14 protein-coding genes and 2 pseudogenes are annotated in these 16,396 nt (G+C 52.2%); 3 read left to right on the forward strand and 13 right to left on the reverse strand.

What is annotated here, in order from left to right:
* Positions 1–136 precede the first annotated feature (136 nt).
* From tnpA to C8J33_RS23850, 3 genes and pseudogenes are all read left to right on the forward strand, one after another.
* Complete coding sequence (gene tnpA, locus C8J33_RS23840) at positions 137–508, forward strand: IS66-like element accessory protein TnpA (protein ID WP_132665589.1); 372 nt, start codon at positions 137–139, stop codon at positions 506–508.
* Positions 505–858: an IS66 family insertion sequence element accessory protein TnpB gene (gene tnpB, locus C8J33_RS23845; protein WP_422039006.1), complete on the forward strand. Its 354-nt coding sequence runs from the start codon at positions 505–507 to the stop codon at positions 856–858. The genes tnpA and tnpB overlap by 4 nt, the downstream gene beginning before the upstream one ends.
* A 45-nt stretch (positions 859–903) precedes the next feature.
* Positions 904–1,554, forward strand: a pseudogene (locus C8J33_RS23850) (IS66 family transposase zinc-finger binding domain-containing protein); the annotation flags it as partial.
* On the opposite strand, the pseudogene C8J33_RS23855 reads toward C8J33_RS23850, so the two are convergent.
* From C8J33_RS23855 to gspG, 13 genes and pseudogenes are all read right to left on the reverse strand, one after another.
* A pseudogene (locus tag C8J33_RS23855) lies at positions 1,552–1,689 on the reverse strand (transposase); the annotation flags it as partial. The pseudogenes C8J33_RS23850 and C8J33_RS23855 overlap by 3 nt on opposite strands.
* 201 nt (positions 1,690–1,890) lie before the next feature.
* Complete coding sequence (locus C8J33_RS23860) at positions 1,891–2,214, reverse strand: immunity 53 family protein (RefSeq protein WP_132665590.1); 324 nt, start codon at positions 2,212–2,214, stop codon at positions 1,891–1,893.
* On the reverse strand, positions 2,211–8,414 hold the full coding sequence (locus C8J33_RS23865) for an RHS repeat-associated core domain-containing protein (RefSeq protein WP_132665591.1): 6,204 nt from the start codon (positions 8,412–8,414) through the stop codon (positions 2,211–2,213). The genes C8J33_RS23860 and C8J33_RS23865 overlap by 4 nt, the downstream gene beginning before the upstream one ends.
* 221 nt (positions 8,415–8,635) lie before the next feature.
* Positions 8,636–9,301, reverse strand: coding sequence for a prepilin-type N-terminal cleavage/methylation domain-containing protein (locus C8J33_RS23870; protein ID WP_132665592.1), 666 nt, complete (start codon positions 9,299–9,301; stop codon positions 8,636–8,638).
* Positions 9,291–9,686, reverse strand: a complete 396-nt coding sequence (locus C8J33_RS27965; RefSeq protein ID WP_132665593.1) for a type II secretion system protein — start codon at positions 9,684–9,686, stop codon at positions 9,291–9,293. The genes C8J33_RS23870 and C8J33_RS27965 overlap by 11 nt, the downstream gene beginning before the upstream one ends.
* The gene (locus C8J33_RS23880; protein WP_132665594.1) at positions 9,658–10,146 is read right to left on the reverse strand and encodes a prepilin-type N-terminal cleavage/methylation domain-containing protein; all 489 of its coding nucleotides are present in this window, start codon (positions 10,144–10,146) and stop codon (positions 9,658–9,660) included. Before C8J33_RS23880 ends, C8J33_RS27965 begins: the two co-directional genes overlap by 29 nt.
* Positions 10,143–11,342, reverse strand: a complete 1,200-nt coding sequence (locus C8J33_RS23885; RefSeq protein ID WP_132665595.1) for a type II secretion system F family protein — start codon at positions 11,340–11,342, stop codon at positions 10,143–10,145. Before C8J33_RS23885 ends, C8J33_RS23880 begins: the two co-directional genes overlap by 4 nt.
* Entirely contained in the window at positions 11,339–12,964 is a 1,626-nt protein-coding gene (locus tag C8J33_RS23890) for a GspE/PulE family protein (protein WP_132665596.1), read from the reverse strand. Before C8J33_RS23890 ends, C8J33_RS23885 begins: the two co-directional genes overlap by 4 nt.
* Positions 12,964–13,866 carry a hypothetical protein gene (locus tag C8J33_RS23895; RefSeq protein WP_165929875.1) on the reverse strand — a complete coding sequence of 301 codons (903 nt, stop codon included), beginning with the start codon at positions 13,864–13,866 and terminating at the stop codon, positions 12,964–12,966. Before C8J33_RS23895 ends, C8J33_RS23890 begins: the two co-directional genes overlap by 1 nt.
* Positions 13,820–14,347, reverse strand: a complete 528-nt coding sequence (locus C8J33_RS23900) for a hypothetical protein (RefSeq protein WP_132665598.1) — start codon at positions 14,345–14,347, stop codon at positions 13,820–13,822. Before C8J33_RS23900 ends, C8J33_RS23895 begins: the two co-directional genes overlap by 47 nt.
* Entirely contained in the window at positions 14,344–14,919 is a 576-nt protein-coding gene (gspM, locus tag C8J33_RS23905; RefSeq protein ID WP_165929876.1) for a type II secretion system protein GspM, read from the reverse strand. Before gspM ends, C8J33_RS23900 begins: the two co-directional genes overlap by 4 nt.
* A 14-nt stretch (positions 14,920–14,933) precedes the next feature.
* The gene (locus tag C8J33_RS23910; RefSeq protein WP_422039019.1) at positions 14,934–15,986 is read right to left on the reverse strand and encodes a PilN domain-containing protein; all 1,053 of its coding nucleotides are present in this window, start codon (positions 15,984–15,986) and stop codon (positions 14,934–14,936) included.
* Positions 15,943–16,395 carry a type II secretion system major pseudopilin GspG gene (gspG, locus tag C8J33_RS23915; RefSeq protein ID WP_132665601.1) on the reverse strand — a complete coding sequence of 151 codons (453 nt, stop codon included), beginning with the start codon at positions 16,393–16,395 and terminating at the stop codon, positions 15,943–15,945. The genes C8J33_RS23910 and gspG overlap by 44 nt, the downstream gene beginning before the upstream one ends.
* Position 16,396 lies beyond the last annotated feature (1 nt).

Below are 16,396 nucleotides of genomic sequence, written 5' to 3' on the forward strand. Positions count from 1 at the left end.
CGTCACCCAGCTCTATGCTGTCACCCGCGCCGTCCGCCAGTAGTCAGGAACACAAACTGGCCTCTGCCACAACGTGGCGTGTTCGTCGCGCTCACGCACTGACTGTCCTTATTGACGTCAATATGGACAGTGCGGAATGGAACGACTTGAGATTGTCGATAGCGGGCGACGTCGTCGCTTCAGCAAAGAGATGAAGCTGCAGATTGTCGCCGAGAGCTATTTGGAACCTGGCTTGTGTGCGACGACGGCGCGGCGACATGGCATATCGCGCTCGCAGTTATATGAATGGCGCCGGCTCGCACGAGCGTGGCAACTGGATGTTGCGTCGCCTGTGAGCGGCTTTGTCCCCGCGCTGCTTGTCCCAGAGGTAGAGCCAGCAGCAGGGTCATTGCCGACCGTCGGCCGGACGGATGTTGTCAGCGCGAACGGTCGTCGCGTGATCGTGGACCGCGATGTCGACGTTGAGGCGCTGCTTCGGATCCTGCGCGGACTGGAGGCGCTGCGGTGAACCTTTTTCCGGTGGGAACAGGCGTCAAGGTCTGGCTTTCGACTGGGTTCACGGACATGCGCTGTGGCTTTCCGTCGCTGGCGCTTCGGGTTCAGGAGGTTCTGAAGCACGATCCGTTGTCAGGGCATCTCTTCGTCTTCAGGGGGCGCAGATCGGATATTCTGAAGATCATCTGGCATGATGGTCTGGGTGCCTGTCTTTTTACCCGGCGGTTGGAGAAGGGCCGGTTTATCTGGCCGAATATGGAGGGCGGGGCGGTAGCGATCTCACCGGCGCAATTATCTTATTTGTTGTCCGGGATCGACTGGCGCAATCCGCAGGAAACCTGGCGACCGACACGGGTCGGATAGCATTATTACATTGAAAATATTGAGTTAATCTGATCGAATGGCTTCATGACTTCGAAGCCTTTGGATCTTCCTGCGGACCTTGCGAGCGCCTATCTGGCGCTGCTTTCCGAGCGTGAAATATTGCAGGCTGAACATGATGGCGTTGTTGCCGAGCGCGATACTGTCGTCGCCGAGCGGGACATTGCGGTGGCGCAAGCCGCCAATGCCCAGGCGATGCTGTCCGACAGCGAGGCGTTGATCGCCAAACTGGAGCTGACGATCGAAAAGCTGAGGCGGGAGCTTCGCGGAAAGCGTCCCGAGCGCACCGCGCGATTGCTTGACCAGATGGAATTGCAGCTCGAGGAGCTGGTGATGGCCGCGACAGAGGACGAGGTTGCAGCGCAGGCTGCTGCCGCCAAGACCGCGAGCGTACGTTCGTTCACACGCAAGCGGCCGGTGCGAAAGCCGTGGCCGGAGGATGTAGAACGCAAGCGTGTGGTCATCGATCCTCCCAGCACCTGTGCATGCTGTGGCGGATCCCGGCTTTCCAAGCTGGGCGAGGATATGACCGAAACGCTGGAGGAGATCCCGCGCCGGTTTATTGTGATCGAAACCGTACGGGAAAAATTTACCTGCCGAGACTGCGAGGCGATCAGCCAGCCGCCGGCGCCGTTCCCCGCGCGACCGAACGGTCGTCGCACGCCACGCCGCGTGGCCATATTTGGATCGCCTTTTGTAAAAGGACGCCGCGCTCATTCCATGCTCCCGGCAAAGCTCGGGGACAGGGACACCCCCTTCTGCCTGGCGAAGGATGGCAAGGATTTGTGGTTCGCTAAATCTGTTCGTCTTCATCAAAATCTCCTCGTTTATAAAGCCCGAGAAAATTCTACTTTTGAACCCCGTCGATTGCCGGGGGGATTACCACATCATACGGACACAATTTAGCATGAAGGGGAAACGCTATAAGAACAGTTTCCCTCGCGTTATACTCGCATTCAATTTGAGTTCGCGTAGAAATTGCCGCAATGATTTAATTGTGTCTGCTTATGATAATTATTTTCCACGGACTGTTTCGTCCACACCGGCATCGCTCTCGGTCCAAGCTAAAAACGCTCGGAGCATTTCTTCTAAGTTCATAGGACCCCCGAAGGCTTCGAAGCAATTCCCCGATTTACGCGCTGTTAACCAGTCGCGTTCGGACCTGTTAAGTTCGATTTCTGAAAACTGTCTATCGCAGAGCTCTGTGCCTTCTAGGTCGATTTTCAAAGACCAGCCGGGATTGTCCAGAGTATCAATAATAATTCCATGATCCTCGTGCCAGTCGCCAAAGCTGTGACGCTGAAACCAGGCACAAAGCCGTGTGATACTATCCATCATTTACCTCGCCGCTCTATAATTTCTCTTGCTATCCGGACGTCCTGCATCGTTGCAGCCCTTACAATTCCGGAACCGAGACTCGATTGACCAGTTGCTCTGTTTTGGTTCATTTTCTGGAATTTCACATGCGGCGTTCCAATGCTTTGCTTTATAGATTTTTCGAAATGGGCTTTGCCGGCAAGGTCGATTTGCATTCTACCGCTAGGGGTAGCAACCGAAACTCGGTTTTTCCCAATTTCGTTGACGAGCTTCGCTGCAGCTTGCTCTACTGTTAGCACGCGCGACAGCTCTGCCTCAAGGGTGACCACAACCCCTTGTTCGGCAGTTAATTTCCCAAGTAGAACACTTCTCGCACCACTGATAATGCCGCTTGGTGAGAGAAAATCCAGCGGACTGAGGACATTAGAGTCGGCCATCCCTGAGATTGCAATTTTTCTTTTTTCGCGAGCTTGGAGTTCGATGTCGGGAGACACTCCGTCAAAAAGGTTCCCTTCGGCACCTTCTCCAGATCCACGCATTTGTATTGCAAGTTGTGATGCTTCACGATCGCGTTGCCGCGCGGCTTGTTGCTCTTCATATGCTCTCATTGCTCCCGCTTGACCTGTTGCACCTGATACGTGCCCATTCGTGTCACTACGGTTGACCGGGTCGTTTCCAGCATAAGCATACCTATTTGTACCGACGCCTTCTTGTGTTGGGTCCCAATCGTCTGGTGAGATGAACCGTCCAAACTTCGGGTCCATGTACCTTGCGTTCAGGAAAGAAAGGCCTGTCTCAGCGTCATAGCGCTCGCCGATGTAGCCCTTCTGCGTCTTGACTGCCTTGTTGTAAGGCTCACCGAAGGCAGCGTACCCATTGTTTTCGTCGATGGCACCAGAGCTGTTGGTGACAGCGCGCACCGAAGATAGATGATCGCGGTGAAGGAAGAAGTTGGAGGTGCCAACGACCTTCACATCCATGTGCGGATAGCGCGTGAAGCGCGTCCCGTCATATTCAACATTCGCGTCGATGTAGTAGGTGGCGCTGGCGGCAGATACCTTCTTGGCGCGGGCGCCGTCCGGTCCGTAGCTGATCGTGACGGTATTTTGGCCTATTGCTGCTACTTGCGAAACACGATTGGCGCGGTCGAAGGTGAAGGTGCGCTGCCCGTCGGTGATGAGGTTCCCGTTGGAATCATACGTCAAAGCGACCCCGTTTAGGGAGATGGGAGCATGCGGGCGCGCCGCGTAGGCCGACGGGTAGACGAAGGGACCCGGTAACTTCGTGCGTGTCACAAGGTTGTCATTGTCGGTATAGCTGAACGTTTCCGAGTAGGCGCTGGCCTGATTGCCAGCGTTGACCGCAGTCTTCAGGCGACCAAAACCGTCGTATGTGTAGACGTAGTCGCTGGCGGTCCCATTAGCATCGACCGTCAAGATCTGGCCTGTAACGCTGTTCGTGTAGTTGGACTGAAAAACCGTCACTATCGGTTGCCCGTTGCCGAAATCCTTTTGTGTAAGAATACTTCTCAGCCAGCGGCGTTCGGGGCTGTAAGTGAACGTGGTTTGAACGCCATTGGCGTAAAGGATAGACGCTGTCTGTCCATCTGCCTCATAGGATGTCGACGTGATATAGCCAGGGATAGAGACCAGCTGGTTCTTGCGGTTATAGACCCACTGGCTGGAAGACGAGCCAATGTTCAAACCAAAAGCGCTTGGACCATACTGCTTCCACAATGGAACGCCGCCTTTGTCAAAGCCGGTCGTCTCCGTGTGAACGAGCTGCGTCGGGAGCGCACTGTCCGTCACCGTGGACTGCTTGAGCTGCTGCAGCCCGTCTGCGGTGTAGCGGAATTCATGCTTGAGAAGCGTGTTGGACGTCGTCGTCAATTGCCCCTTGTTGAAGAAGCCTGCAACAACCTCGTCATAGACATTTTGCGAGATGAGCGTTCCACTGGCGCCCGCGTTTGCATCTGCCTCCGATGCATAGGCCACCGTGCGCAGCGGACGACCATTCAGGTCATAGGTCATTGTCGTAACAAATCCGCGAGCATCCGTTTGACGAACGAGCCGGTTTGCATTGTCATAGCCGTAGCGCCAGTATCCGAGATCGGGGTCATTTGCAGTGAGACGGTTGCCAAGCCAGTCATATGTATACGTCCAGACCGATCCGCCTGAATCCGTAGTGAATACCATACGATGCGACCCATCAAATTTAGCACCCACCAGCCAGCGGGATTGCGTCGACTGGCCGTCGATGGGTTTGGTTCTTTGCAGTTTCCCGATAATGTCTCCGTCCGCATTCGTGTACGCGTAAACGGTACCACCCTCCTCATCAGTCGTGAGGACATAAGAAAGAGGAGGGTTGCTCGAAACAGCGAGCGTGTCCACCTGCAAGCCGTAGACAATTGCCTTAGAAGTGTTGTCTGGATTGGTGACACTAACCGGTCGATTGGCCCAGTCATACGCAGTCAGCGTCCGGTAGATCGCAGATGAACCGCTGAAGTACGGATGGCTGATCGATACAGCATTCCCCCTGACGTCATAGTTCGTATCGATGTTTGACGTCGGAGACGTTGAATCACCGACTGTCGTTGCGCGCCAGACGCGGCCCTGCCCGTCAAAATACTGGTCTTGTTGCGCATCAACGCTCGAGTTCGGTCGGCTGGTCAGCGTTGAGATATTCTGAGCACCGGCATTCCCGAAAGCGTTATAGACTGTTTTCGTATAAGCGCCTGTGGTTGCGTTCTGCACCGAAATTGGCCGGCAAAATACGTCATAGCCATAATTGGTCACGACACCGTTCGCATCGACTTTGGTCGCTGGTCCCTCACAGGCTGTATTCGGCGCGCTTGTTTCAACAAGACCATTGGGATGTATCGTCTGCGTCACATAGACCCGCTGGGTCCCGTCATAGGCATACGACGTCGCTTCACCAGCGCCGTTGGCGGAAACTGTCAGGTTACCATAGGCGTCGTAGGCAAACGTTGATTGCTGATAGACCCCTTGCCCTGTGTAGTCCTGCTGCCCGGTCAGCAAGCCCTTTGTCGGGGCAGTTCCCTGCTCCTGATTGTCGTAGATGTAGTTCACGGCCTTCAGATGTTCACCCGTCGGCGCGTTGACTTGTGAGACACGAAGCCACCAGGGCCGGGAGACGATGTAGGCGCCCTTGTTGTAGACGTAATTCCAGTTCGAAACCTTTTCGTCACCCGGCACGTCGATCCGACCCTCTTCGCGCTCCTCGATCTTGTTCCCGTAGCTATCGAAGCTGCGAGTGGTCCGGACGGCCTTTGCAACACCCAGAGCCCTGAATTCCGTCTCAGTCCCCGTATTCAACGCCGTGTAGGGAACGCTGGATGCATTAAGCGCATAGGTATCGGACACGACGCGTCCTATACCACCGTCGGAATCCAGATATTCAGTTCTCGATGGAAGTCCAACAGATGCCACCGTTTGAACATACGTCGTTTTGACCACAGGCGCGTTTGCCTCATTGGCCAACTTCGGAAGCTTCTTCTCCATCTTGCCAAAACCTAAAAACCGCCTCTTGTCTATATCGTACAGGCCGTCTGCATAGGTATAGTTCGTCGTAGCCGTCTGGCCCCGCCCATCAATCATTGACAGGGCGTTCACGGTCGGAATGCTGTAAGGAAGATATGTGTTTTTGTAAGCGGTCGATGGCGTGTAGCTCGCCGTCACCTGACCGCCCAGTGGTGTTGTTACCGTGTTCAAGAGGTTGGAAATGCCACCCGTTGCTGAACCATACCGGATACGATAGCGGCCCGTTTCATAGGCGTCGATGTAGGCGGTCTTAAATGCACTGTTCTCGGAGGTTTCGTCCTTCGGATCATAATCGGTGCCCGCTGGTAGAGGCGGCGCAATAAGGAGATCAGACTGTCCGTCACCGTTGAAATCCCCTGCTGTAACAAAGCTACTCGAGATGGCCAAATTTTCAGAACGGAGATCCTGGGCATCTGAAGGACCAGATGCGATCGTATACATTGTCCAAGCGCGATTGCTGAACGGGCTTCTTCCTGGTGTTGCAAAAGTAACTTCGGATTTTCCGTCACCGTCGGTATCTGTGACGACAGCAGAACTTCCCGCTCGGCCGCTATTTGCTTGCGAGGTCCAATCTTCAAGACGGTCGCCGGTAAACAAATAAACGTGCAGGGTTGTCCCAAACTCACCGAGGCCTGTCGAGTTGCTACTCGATAACACAAGGTCATCTACCCCATCGCCATTCATATCCGCTATTGAACAATTATCCGCGCATGCGAAATCCCCGAGCTTGTCTGTGCGGCTGCTGCCATTCACGTAGTAGCGATAATTGGCCGGCCCATAGGCGGGTTCCCCCGCTTTGCTTACCGGAGGCTCAATCACACGCTGTTGACGACTATCTCCAAAGAAGTGCGCAGTCTGGTTTCCACCGCTTGCGAGCGTATCGCGACCGTCACCCTCCCAGTCAATGGCGTAAACATCAGGGTGCTCTTTGTTGCAGAGTGCCCGCGCAAATGCATCGGCGACGTAACGAGTATCCGAGGTTGCAGACAAACAATCTTTCAATGATTCGACTATCGTGTCGCCACTTCGCGAGAACGTAGCTTGCCAGCGAACCTTCTCCGCTTCACCATCCTGAACCAATGAAATGAGTTGTGTCTTTGTCCTGTCTGTCGCGAACTTGCCGACTGCCAAGCCTGAGATAACCCTCGAGTAATCGGCGCTCGCGCCCTCGTACAAAAATCGAGGGCATGGAAATGCAATATCTAAAGACTGAAAGTCTTTTGTGCGCTGCGGTGCGTAGTAGAGAAAATAATCACAAGATATAGCCCCATATCCCGCCCATTTTGCCTTTAGAATATCCGTAGTCCCGTCGGAATCGACATCAACTGCAGCGTATGATGTGCGCAAAAAGTTCTTTTTTACTCGATAGCCGCCGACACTGCTGTAGTCGAAGGACTTGGAAACCTTCTGAATTGGTATGCCGTTCAGTGCGTCAATGATCTGGCTTCCGGCGAGGCCCGTCGAGTTATTATAGGCAAAGGAAGTCACCGGAAGCGCGCTTCCCGACGTGATGGTGTTGGTCGCGTCCAGCGCTAGGTCGCGCCCGTACTCTTGAACGGAGACCAAGCGTGAAGCGTTGTTGAAGGGCGCTTGGTTGTAAGCAAGCTTGTATCCGCTTGTAGTGACGCCATCCGTCTGAATGAGAACGGTCTTTAACCGCTTTTTGGTGTAGGTCAGGGAATGACCGTTGGCAGCAATAATGAAATCCGGCCGGTCTTCCCATTGAAACACGATCGTGCGCCTTGCCGTTCCATCTCCCTGGTTATGGTAGGTGACGGAAGACGGATAGCAAACAGGCATGTCCGGGCAGGTGTAGTTGAATTTGACCTTGTTACCGTTGGTATCTGCCATCTCTGTTGCCAGCCACCTATAGCGAAGGCTGACATCATCTTTGCGTGTGTCGTTCGTCGCAGCCAGTCCGGCGATGGCTCCGGCAGAACGGAACGTCGTCTTCGTACCGTCGCGCGCCGTCACCTCCCAGGTGTTGCTCGCGCTAACGAACCGGATTTTGAGATAGTTTTCAACTTCTGAGACCCAGCTGTCTGGCGCATTGTTCTGGCCGTTGCCGGTGTCTTGCGCGATGCAGGACGCCCCGGAGCCAGCGCATCTTGCCAGTGGATCTCCATTGAGAAGAAACACGTCCGAAGGGATGTACTGAGGAATACCGAGCATCGCGCCGGCACGCTCAATCACCGGAACCCCGGAAAGACCCCAACCAAAACCGAGCCAGCCTTGATAGTTGCCGCCTGTTTTTGTCTTACGGCTAGAATTGTAATTAAGCTCGAGCTTCGGCTGAAGCCCGCGGAATGCGGGGACGTCGATAGGGTAGGTGTAGGAGAAAGATCCGTTGTTTGTGACGTCTCCAAGTGTCGGCTGAGCGCCCCAAGCCATAGTCTGCTGTTCCTGCGCTGTGTTGTTATCCACAACGACATCGCTGGCTGCAGCGGAAGCTGATGGTTGAACACTGTCTTCGGCCGGCTGCTGAACGCTTGCGTCAGGGGAAGCTTCAGAAGAGGAAGGTGCTGCATTCTCTGGCTTGCTGCTAGGCTGCGTGGCAACAATAGGCCCGTTGTCTCCGACTTGAACATCTTCAGCTGCAGCCGTGCTCGATGCCGCCAGAAGTCCTGCCAAACTGCAGACCATGACACTTGTGAACTTCATGAATCACCTCCACTCGAAGTTGTGTAAGGAATATTTGAGATTCTTTGAACACACAATCGTGAAATGGAAATAGGAACATAAATTTTCCGGATGACGCTTCTTCGACGGGGTCTAGCGTGGTTTTGCAGATGGTCAGACTTCTAGGCCCTAAGCGTCATGACGAACACATCTAGTAAAGCCTATGATTTTGATTGCCTCAATCTGTGCACAAGGAAAGCTCTTTATAATTCGGCCCCCTCACTCAGCACAATTGTACGCTCGGAAAAAGTGGCGCGTTTGTTTTGATTGCTCTCGATAGAAATATTTATAGCGATGGGAAGTTTATTTACTGAAAGCCATTGATCCGTCCATACGGGATCTTTGCCAGTTGCTTGCAGCAGGTATCTAAAAGAAATTTTCTTTATGTTATCTTTTAGGTTCTCCGAGACAGGAGGAATCGGTGCATCACTAGGCGCGCGGTGATTCCATATTTTCCGCACGAGAGAAGATTGGATAGATGTTGTTTCGATAGAATACTCAGCCTCAACGAGTTTTTTTGTCGTGAAGCCCGTCTTCAATACTGCTATGAATTGAATTTTCTGCTGAGATCCAATAAGTGGCCTTGAGCTTTCTCCACCGAGATGCAGCAATGGAAGTTTCAGGGCTTTTTGAATCTCTGAGGCTACGAAATCCGTGATTGCATCTAGTTCGGCTTGTTCGTCAATTTGCGTCTCCAGCATTTTCAAGAACCTGAATTGACGTATGCTCGCAACCATCATTGTGGACATAAGCGAGACTACGACCAGCGCTATCAGAACCTCCACAAGAGAGAACCCGGACACCGAGACAGCTTTTATGCCTTGGCCATGTGCTTCATCGGAAGCAATACCGTTTCGATTAGCGAGCAACCGGAGCTCCTGGGTTCACTCTAAGTGTCTCGTAGACGCCGACCCGTCGACCTGATCGAGCATTGACCTCTAAACGCAGTCTTACGACGTCAAGGCTGCGACGGGATGTGCCTGCATTCACACCATCTACGACCAGCGTCCAATGATAGTCATTTTCAACCCCCTCAGACTTGCCTCTTTTCATACTGTGAACGTCGACAGTGGCAAAAATCGCTTCCGCCAGCACAGCCGCTTTTCTGGCATCGGTTGCCGCCGAAAAGGCGCGAGCTGAATATGATATGGACTGGTTTGCGGCGATAAGTGCTCCCGATAAGATTATAAATGCGACGAGAACCTCTAGAAGTGTGAAGCCCTGCTCACCTAGTTCGCTTGGTCTCGCTTTCATAGATTTCTGTGATCCCAGTCAACCAGTTCACCCGAACCACTGTTTTATCTGATCTGTCTGTGGCGCCTAGTACAATCTCTGCACCTGAAGAAGTCCCGTCCGGAAGGAATTCAATCTTCCTCATGCCATCCGGCTTAGACGGGATACGCCCGATAGTCACCGACAGCTCCCACTCGGTCGGAATTTGAACAGCATCATTGTCCGAAAGGCTGAACAGCTTCCGATTAGGTATATCAATTTCGACCGTCTGATTTTGTGCCGTGTTCATCGCGCGATAGCGGGCGCTCGTCGTCAGCCCATATATTTCCTTTGCAACGTCGACAGGTTGTCGACGATCCCTGCCGCTTTTTAATGCTAATGTGGACGTTCCGACGATCAGGCTGATGATCGTTAGAACGACAAGCACCTCAATCAAGGAGAAACCACCAATGCCAGTCCGTCGGGGCGTATCTTCCGTCATTGCATTGCCAAGTCGTTGATACTCAATAGAGCGTCCATCAGCGAAAGCACCAGCCCACCGATTGCTACCCCCATTACCACGGTAACTGCAGGGGTTAGGAGCAACAGAATCCGTTGAATTTTCTTGCTGCTATCAGCATCAAGCAAAAACGCTGCACGCTTTAGAGCCTCAGGAAGGCGGTTCGCCTCGTCACCCACCACGACAAGAGACATGGTTGTTGCATCAAACAGGTCCGCCTTTCGCGCTGCATTTCGGAAGGGTTCTCCGGCCCCAACAGCTTCTTGGATCGTGAACAAACGGCTGTGGTATGCCGAAATTGGGCAGGCCTTCGCAGCGAGTCCGAGAGAGCGCTTCATTCCAACGCCATTTTGCAGCAGCATCCCGAGAACGTGAAGGTAGCGAGCACATCCGCGCTTTCTAACCACAAGTCCGACAACCGGTGTCTGCAGTAGAATCGCCGATAGCTTTATCCGAAAAGCGGCTGTTGTCCCCAGCCACGCAAGCAAGGAAATAAACATGGCTACTATCCCAAACAATAGCCATCCGTGAGTTATCAGAAATACCCGCAGTGACGCGAGAACCGCGATTGATAGAGGGCGTTTGTTCTCCATTCCTTCGAAAATAGGATCAATCGCTGGTACAAGTGCAAACGTCACAATTCCTATTGCCGCGGTAATCATGACAGCTAAGAATGCAGGATAAACGAGAGCTTCAAGCGCTTCTGATGATCGCTTTTTTTCATCCTCATACATTTTCGAGAGCAACGAAACGACATCACCCAACTGACCGCTGTGCTCACCGCTGACGATCAAAGCGATCGATGTCTCGTCCCCACCTGAAAGCGGTCTCACAGCTTCTGAAAAGGATTTTCCGCTCGCTATGGCATCAGACACGGCTCTAACTTCGAGGCCCTTGTTGGTCGCATTTAATGCCTTCAAAGCCGCATCAATTGTAAATCCGGCTTCTAAGAGAAGTGATAGCTCAGAAAGCAGCGTGCGAAAGTTTGCTTTCCTTTTTTTCGTTCCTCTAAATTGTTTGAAGAACTTAGTACGTTGCTCTGTGATTTCACTGATTTCTAAAAGATGGCATCCGCTTTTAACGACCAGTCGAGCTGCGGACTCACGACTTAGCGCCTGAACTTCCCCTTTAATTTTGCGGCCCTCTGCTGTTTGCGCGACGTAGCGATAGACCGTCATGTTTCAACGCCTGCACCAAGTACACGGGAGACTTCACTGCGTGTCGTCACCTTGGTCTTGACAAGTCTCTCCGCGCACTCAGCGAGATCCTGCATTCCTAGACTAGCAGCGTATTCATGAAGTTCATGTTCCGAAGCACGATTTTCCAAAAGAGCAGCAAGCCCGGGACCACTTTCAAGGACTTCGTAAATCACCGTGCGTCCCGCATAGCCTGTTCCTTTGCAGTCTAGACAAGCGTAAGCATCCTGACCATCGCAACACGGACACACCAAGCGGACCAAGCGTTGTGCTATCGCGCCGCGAAGTGTTGAGGCGATGAGGTATTCCTCGATCCCCATGTCTTTCAAACGCGTTATCGCTCCAACGGCGGAATTTGTGTGAAGGGTTGTCAAGACAAGATGACCTGTCAACGCGGCCTGGATAGCAATCTGGGCTGTTTCTCTATCGCGAATTTCGCCAACAAGGATTATATCAGGATCCTGACGGAGGACAGATCGTAGTGCCTTGGGAAAATCGAGCGCAATGCCGGGGTTGACCTGTAGTTGGGTTACACCCTCGATCTGGTATTCAACGGGATCCTCAATTGTGAATATTTTGACTTGCTCACGATTGAGCATGCTGACCAGCGAATAGAGCGTTGTTGTCTTGCCGCTACCTGTCGGCCCCGTAACGACAAAAATTCCATGTGACGCAGAAGCCAACCTTACGATGAGGCGACAGGCGTCCGGGTCAAACCCTAACGCCTGGAGATCCGCCGATACACTTAAGTTCCGGAGAAGGCGAAGGACGATCGTTTCTCCGTGCATACTCGGCACGATCGACACGCGAAAGTCGATCTCCGCGCCCCGCATTGATAACCGCATCCTTCCGTCCTGGGGCATTCTACGCTCCACAATATTCAAGGACGAAAGAATCTTAATCCGCGTCACGATCCCCGCGAGCATAGCCTTTGGGACAGTATCACTGCGCGAGAGGACGCCGTCGCGACGGTAGCGGATTTGGATGCGGTCTGCGAACGGCTCTATGTGGACGTCTGTAGCGCCTACGTCGAAGGCGTTTTGCGCCATCCTCGACACGAAATTGATGATAGGCGCTTCTAGCGCTATGTCTTTTAGTCGGGATACATCCTGCTCGAGAAACAACGCGTCTTCGGTTGGTTCATCTACCACATTTGCTGATTGCCCAGCTGCGCGTTCTAGCAGTGAAACAAGAGCTCGACGTGTGGTAATCTGAAACTCAACCTCCGCATCGAAATAATAGCGTAGCAAACTCATTAATGATTGTCGCGTCGGGTCAGAAACCGCGACCTTCACCTTCTCATCATCTATATGAACAGGGTAGACGCCGCTGGTTATGGCAAATTCCATATCAAATATGGATGCATCATCAATTTCTATTTCTCTAGGGAGGACTGCCCTCTTCAGGGCGTAGAACTTGCAGAGGTGTTCTACTAAGATGTCTTCTGTCAATAAGCCGAGTTCGGTTACAATTACGTCAAGAGGAAGAGAGCTTGTCCTTGCGGCTGTACGAAGCCGCTGTGATGACTCCGACGAGAGGTACGAGTTCATCTCGAGGTAGGTTATGAAGCCGTCGCGGATCTTTTCATCTCCATCAAGGTCCATCAGAGAATTCCTATTAACTGCTGAACCGGAACCTCACATGGTGCGCTGTCGAAAGGCTGGGCCTGCAATCCTAATCGAGTAGCCGTAGAGAATTCTTGCTCCACAATCCTCGAAGGCCTACTTACACCTTCTGGACGTTCGAGCATGGCACGAAATAAAAAGCCCTGCTCTCGGTTTTTTTCGAGTTCTACCAATTCAATCTCGACATAACTTGATACGCCTCCCCTGCGATATGTATCCCCTGAGTTTAATGCCGACACTAATTTTCTCTTGAGTAAAAAAGAAGCTTTGTCGGGATCGACGCCATCGGTTCGATTATAAACCGTAAAAACTCGACCTAAATCGAGCGAGTTGTACAGTGAGTCCGAAATAATATCTTCTATTTCGGATAAGTGTTCAAAAGCTGCATGCTTCGGATGAAAATCCATGCTCTGGTTCTGCCCAGAACCTCGCTGTCTGGAAATCGCAATACGCTGCGATAGCTGAGCTGCCTCCGGCTGAGAGATGCCAAGTGCCTGAAAACCAACCGCTAAAAGATCTTCGCCAGCACTATTCAGTCCAATGAGGCCATTTTGGTCCTGAAGCACAACAAAATAGGTTGATCCATCTCGCTCGCATTTTTGTACGGTTGACGTAATATCTCCGGCTTGAAACGAAAATCCAATGAGGCTCGAAACGCTCGGAGCCAATAGCTCAAAAGCCGTGCGCCTTACAATGTAGCTGGTTGAAAGAACGTTGGCCCGGCTTACGATAGCAAGAGGCGTTATCACCGCAGCGAGGAGCAGGATAAAAACGAGTACGGCTACAAGCCCAAAGCCAGCATTCTTCTGATCACCTTGGTCTACCACGAGCTGCTCATTTAGGCTCGGGGTAGAGCGATAGAACGAAATTCTCCCCATCATTCGTGTCCTTCGCCAGTCGAACCGTCTCACGTCGAATTTCAGTCACGCGCCATCCAGAAAAGACGTCACCCTCGTTCACCCACTCTCTCACCGTACCATCTTCAGAAGATATCAACGCAGCCAATGTGTGCGCCCCATGCTCTGTGCCGAGCAGCTTCAGTCGGGGCGAAACTGCAACTTTTGCATCGGGCACATCCTCAAATGAAGGGATCGCCGGTGCGGAAGTAGGCGGTTCCATCTGCGCTGGCGGAGCTACTGGGGGAGCGGGTCTGCGAGTAGAGCTGAAAAGGGGGCGAGCCATGATTTGTTCATTAGCAGCTTGGGGATCCAACTTACTGACAGGTATGATTGAATCACCAATCGGGGGGAACATGAAATTTGAAGCTATAGCAGCTGTAGGCGCTTCCCAGTAAACTACGGCCACGAGCGCAAGAGCACTGGAGGCGATAAAAACCACTGGTAGAATCAGCGTCGCTTTCATTGAGAAACTTTACCATCGTTCGGAGGGCTATAGGCGCCAACGAAGCTAACGGTTGCAGTGAGTTCGATGGCGGCGTCGGAACCGTCTAGCAACTGTTGCTGATTTGAGTGAACGGATAACTCCTTCACAACCAGCCGAGGACGATTGCCTTCGATTGCGGCGACTGTCGCGTAGATAGCGTCAACGTTACCTGTAAAATTCAAAGTCAGACCTACTACGCTTACCCCCTCCTCCGGAGTTTCAACTAAATTACTCGTTGAATTTACCTGCCCTCCGTTCGTCACAACGACGTCTTGGATCCATGACTGTAAACCCGCCATGGCAACTGCTTCATTATCACCTTGAATATAAGCCGGATTTATTTCGTTGGGCGGAAGAAGTTGTTTTTGAAATCGGGTGCCTGCTGAAGCTATAGCCTGTAGTCGCCCCAGAGCTTCGCGCTTATCAGAAAGGTTTTCGAGCTTGAATAAGAAGCTGTAAGCCTGGGTTATGATCATGCATGCTGCGATGATTGCTAACACGCAGGGAAACAGGATTGCAGTAATCCGCTGTTGACGGGATGAGAGACCCATTAGCATGCTCGTGATCATGACCGTTGCAACTCGCAGGACAGGACAAAGCGATCGGAGTCAAATCCCGGAATTTTAACAACTGGAGCCGTGAAGCGCACATTCTTTATAATTTGACTGCTCTCCACCAGGCCAATCAGCTCAGCGGGGTTTTTTGCAAAACCAGTGACAGAGATCTCGTCACCTCGAAAAGTAAGCTCTGTTAAGAAAGCCGTGTCGGGTAAAGTACGCGTCAGCTCTGCCCAAACGGACGTAACGCTGCTCGACCCGTTTTGCCAAGCCTGCAAGGCCTTGAGCTTCGATAGCTTCGACTTCTGAAGATCGTATTCCAAGCGCGCGGATTTAGCAGCAGGTGTCACCCGCTCAAGCTCCAGGTCCAAATATGCCGTCGCTTTGGATAACTTGGCATCCGCTATGACATAGCTGATACACAAAGCGAGAGCCAACAGGGACATGAACGCTGGCACTAGCGCCGGCTTGCGCTTTTTCGTGGGGAACTCCAAAGCTTTGGGCGAAACCGTGAATTTGAACCGCTCCGCGTTTAGCAACACTTGATCAATTGAGATGGAGGCGGTGCGAAAACTATGCGCGATGTCGTCTGCCACTGATCTTTTGACTATAATATAGCTACTTGAATCCACTTGTAGTCGGGGAACCACAAGGATAACGCTATTCATAGTGAACGGCGTTTGGCTGATGAGGTCTAGCTCCGCCTTCCGACAAATATGAGAGTGTGGAAGAGGTCGATCTGAAATTTTTCTAATCAGGAACAAGTCATCCGCTAGATAAACAAGTATTTGAAGGTTCTGCTGATTGCCGCTGTTACCTAGAAAGCTGAGGACCGTATTGAGTTCCGACAAGGCGGAAAAATTAAAACCGTCCGTTGAAAATCCTCTTTTTGAAATCGCAATGCTGATTTCAGGGCTTTTTGTACTGTTCACAGGCCACAAAGTTCGAACATGGTCTATCCACCAAAATGCAAAATCTCGGCTGGCTAAGTAGAGGTCATGGAAAGGTATGCGCGAGCTACGGGATATCACGATCTTCACCATCTCCGCCTTGCGCACCATCTCGACCAAGTGAAGTTATCCTGAAGCTCGCCTGCGCAGTTGGAGCTTGGTATCCATACGCACGGCCCCATGGATCCTCAAGACTGCCCTCCCCTTTGAGGTAGGGGCCATTCCAAACATTTTGATCGTTCGGCTTTACGACAAGCGCGGCTAATCCGTCTTCTTGACTAGGATATTGTCCGATATCCAAGTAATACAACTCAAGTGCTGTTTCAACGTTCTTGATTTGTGTTCGCGCCGTGTCCTGGCGAGCACTGCCTAAGTAACCTAGAACACGAGGCCCAACAAGCGAGGTTACCAGGGCTATGATCGCAAGCACGACAAGGAGCTCAACCAGAGAAAAACCAGCATTGTCCTGCGTGACGTTCCGTTTAGCGATGTATGCTTGAAATCTTTTGTAGACCGTCATC

The sequence above is a fragment of the Rhizobium sp. PP-CC-3G-465 genome, assembly GCF_004343445.1.
Taxonomy (GTDB): domain Bacteria; phylum Pseudomonadota; class Alphaproteobacteria; order Rhizobiales; family Rhizobiaceae; genus Ferranicluibacter; species Ferranicluibacter rubi.

Bases quoted from the DNA above. Each gene is read 5' to 3' on its own strand.
- gspM (WP_165929876.1), bottom strand. From the start codon at position 14,919: ATGGGTCTCTCATCCCGTCAACAGCGGATTACTGCAATCCTGTTTCCC.
- C8J33_RS23860 (WP_132665590.1), bottom strand. From the start codon at position 2,214: ATGATGGATAGTATCACACGGCTTTGTGCCTGGTTTCAGCGTCACAGC.
- C8J33_RS23865 (WP_132665591.1), bottom strand. From the start codon at position 8,414: ATGAAGTTCACAAGTGTCATGGTCTGCAGTTTGGCAGGACTTCTGGCG.
- gspG (WP_132665601.1), bottom strand. From the start codon at position 16,395: ATGACGGTCTACAAAAGATTTCAAGCATACATCGCTAAACGGAACGTC.
- C8J33_RS23895 (WP_165929875.1), bottom strand. From the start codon at position 13,866: ATGATGGGGAGAATTTCGTTCTATCGCTCTACCCCGAGCCTAAATGAG.
- tnpA (WP_132665589.1), top strand. From the start codon at position 137: ATGGAACGACTTGAGATTGTCGATAGCGGGCGACGTCGTCGCTTCAGC.
- C8J33_RS23890 (WP_132665596.1), bottom strand. From the start codon at position 12,964: ATGGACCTTGATGGAGATGAAAAGATCCGCGACGGCTTCATAACCTAC.
- C8J33_RS23885 (WP_132665595.1), bottom strand. From the start codon at position 11,342: ATGACGGTCTATCGCTACGTCGCGCAAACAGCAGAGGGCCGCAAAATT.
- C8J33_RS23900 (WP_132665598.1), bottom strand. From the start codon at position 14,347: ATGAAAGCGACGCTGATTCTACCAGTGGTTTTTATCGCCTCCAGTGCT.
- C8J33_RS23880 (WP_132665594.1), bottom strand. From the start codon at position 10,146: ATGACGGAAGATACGCCCCGACGGACTGGCATTGGTGGTTTCTCCTTG.
- C8J33_RS23910 (WP_422039019.1), bottom strand. From the start codon at position 15,986: ATGGTGCGCAAGGCGGAGATGGTGAAGATCGTGATATCCCGTAGCTCG.
- C8J33_RS27965 (WP_132665593.1), bottom strand. From the start codon at position 9,686: ATGAAAGCGAGACCAAGCGAACTAGGTGAGCAGGGCTTCACACTTCTA.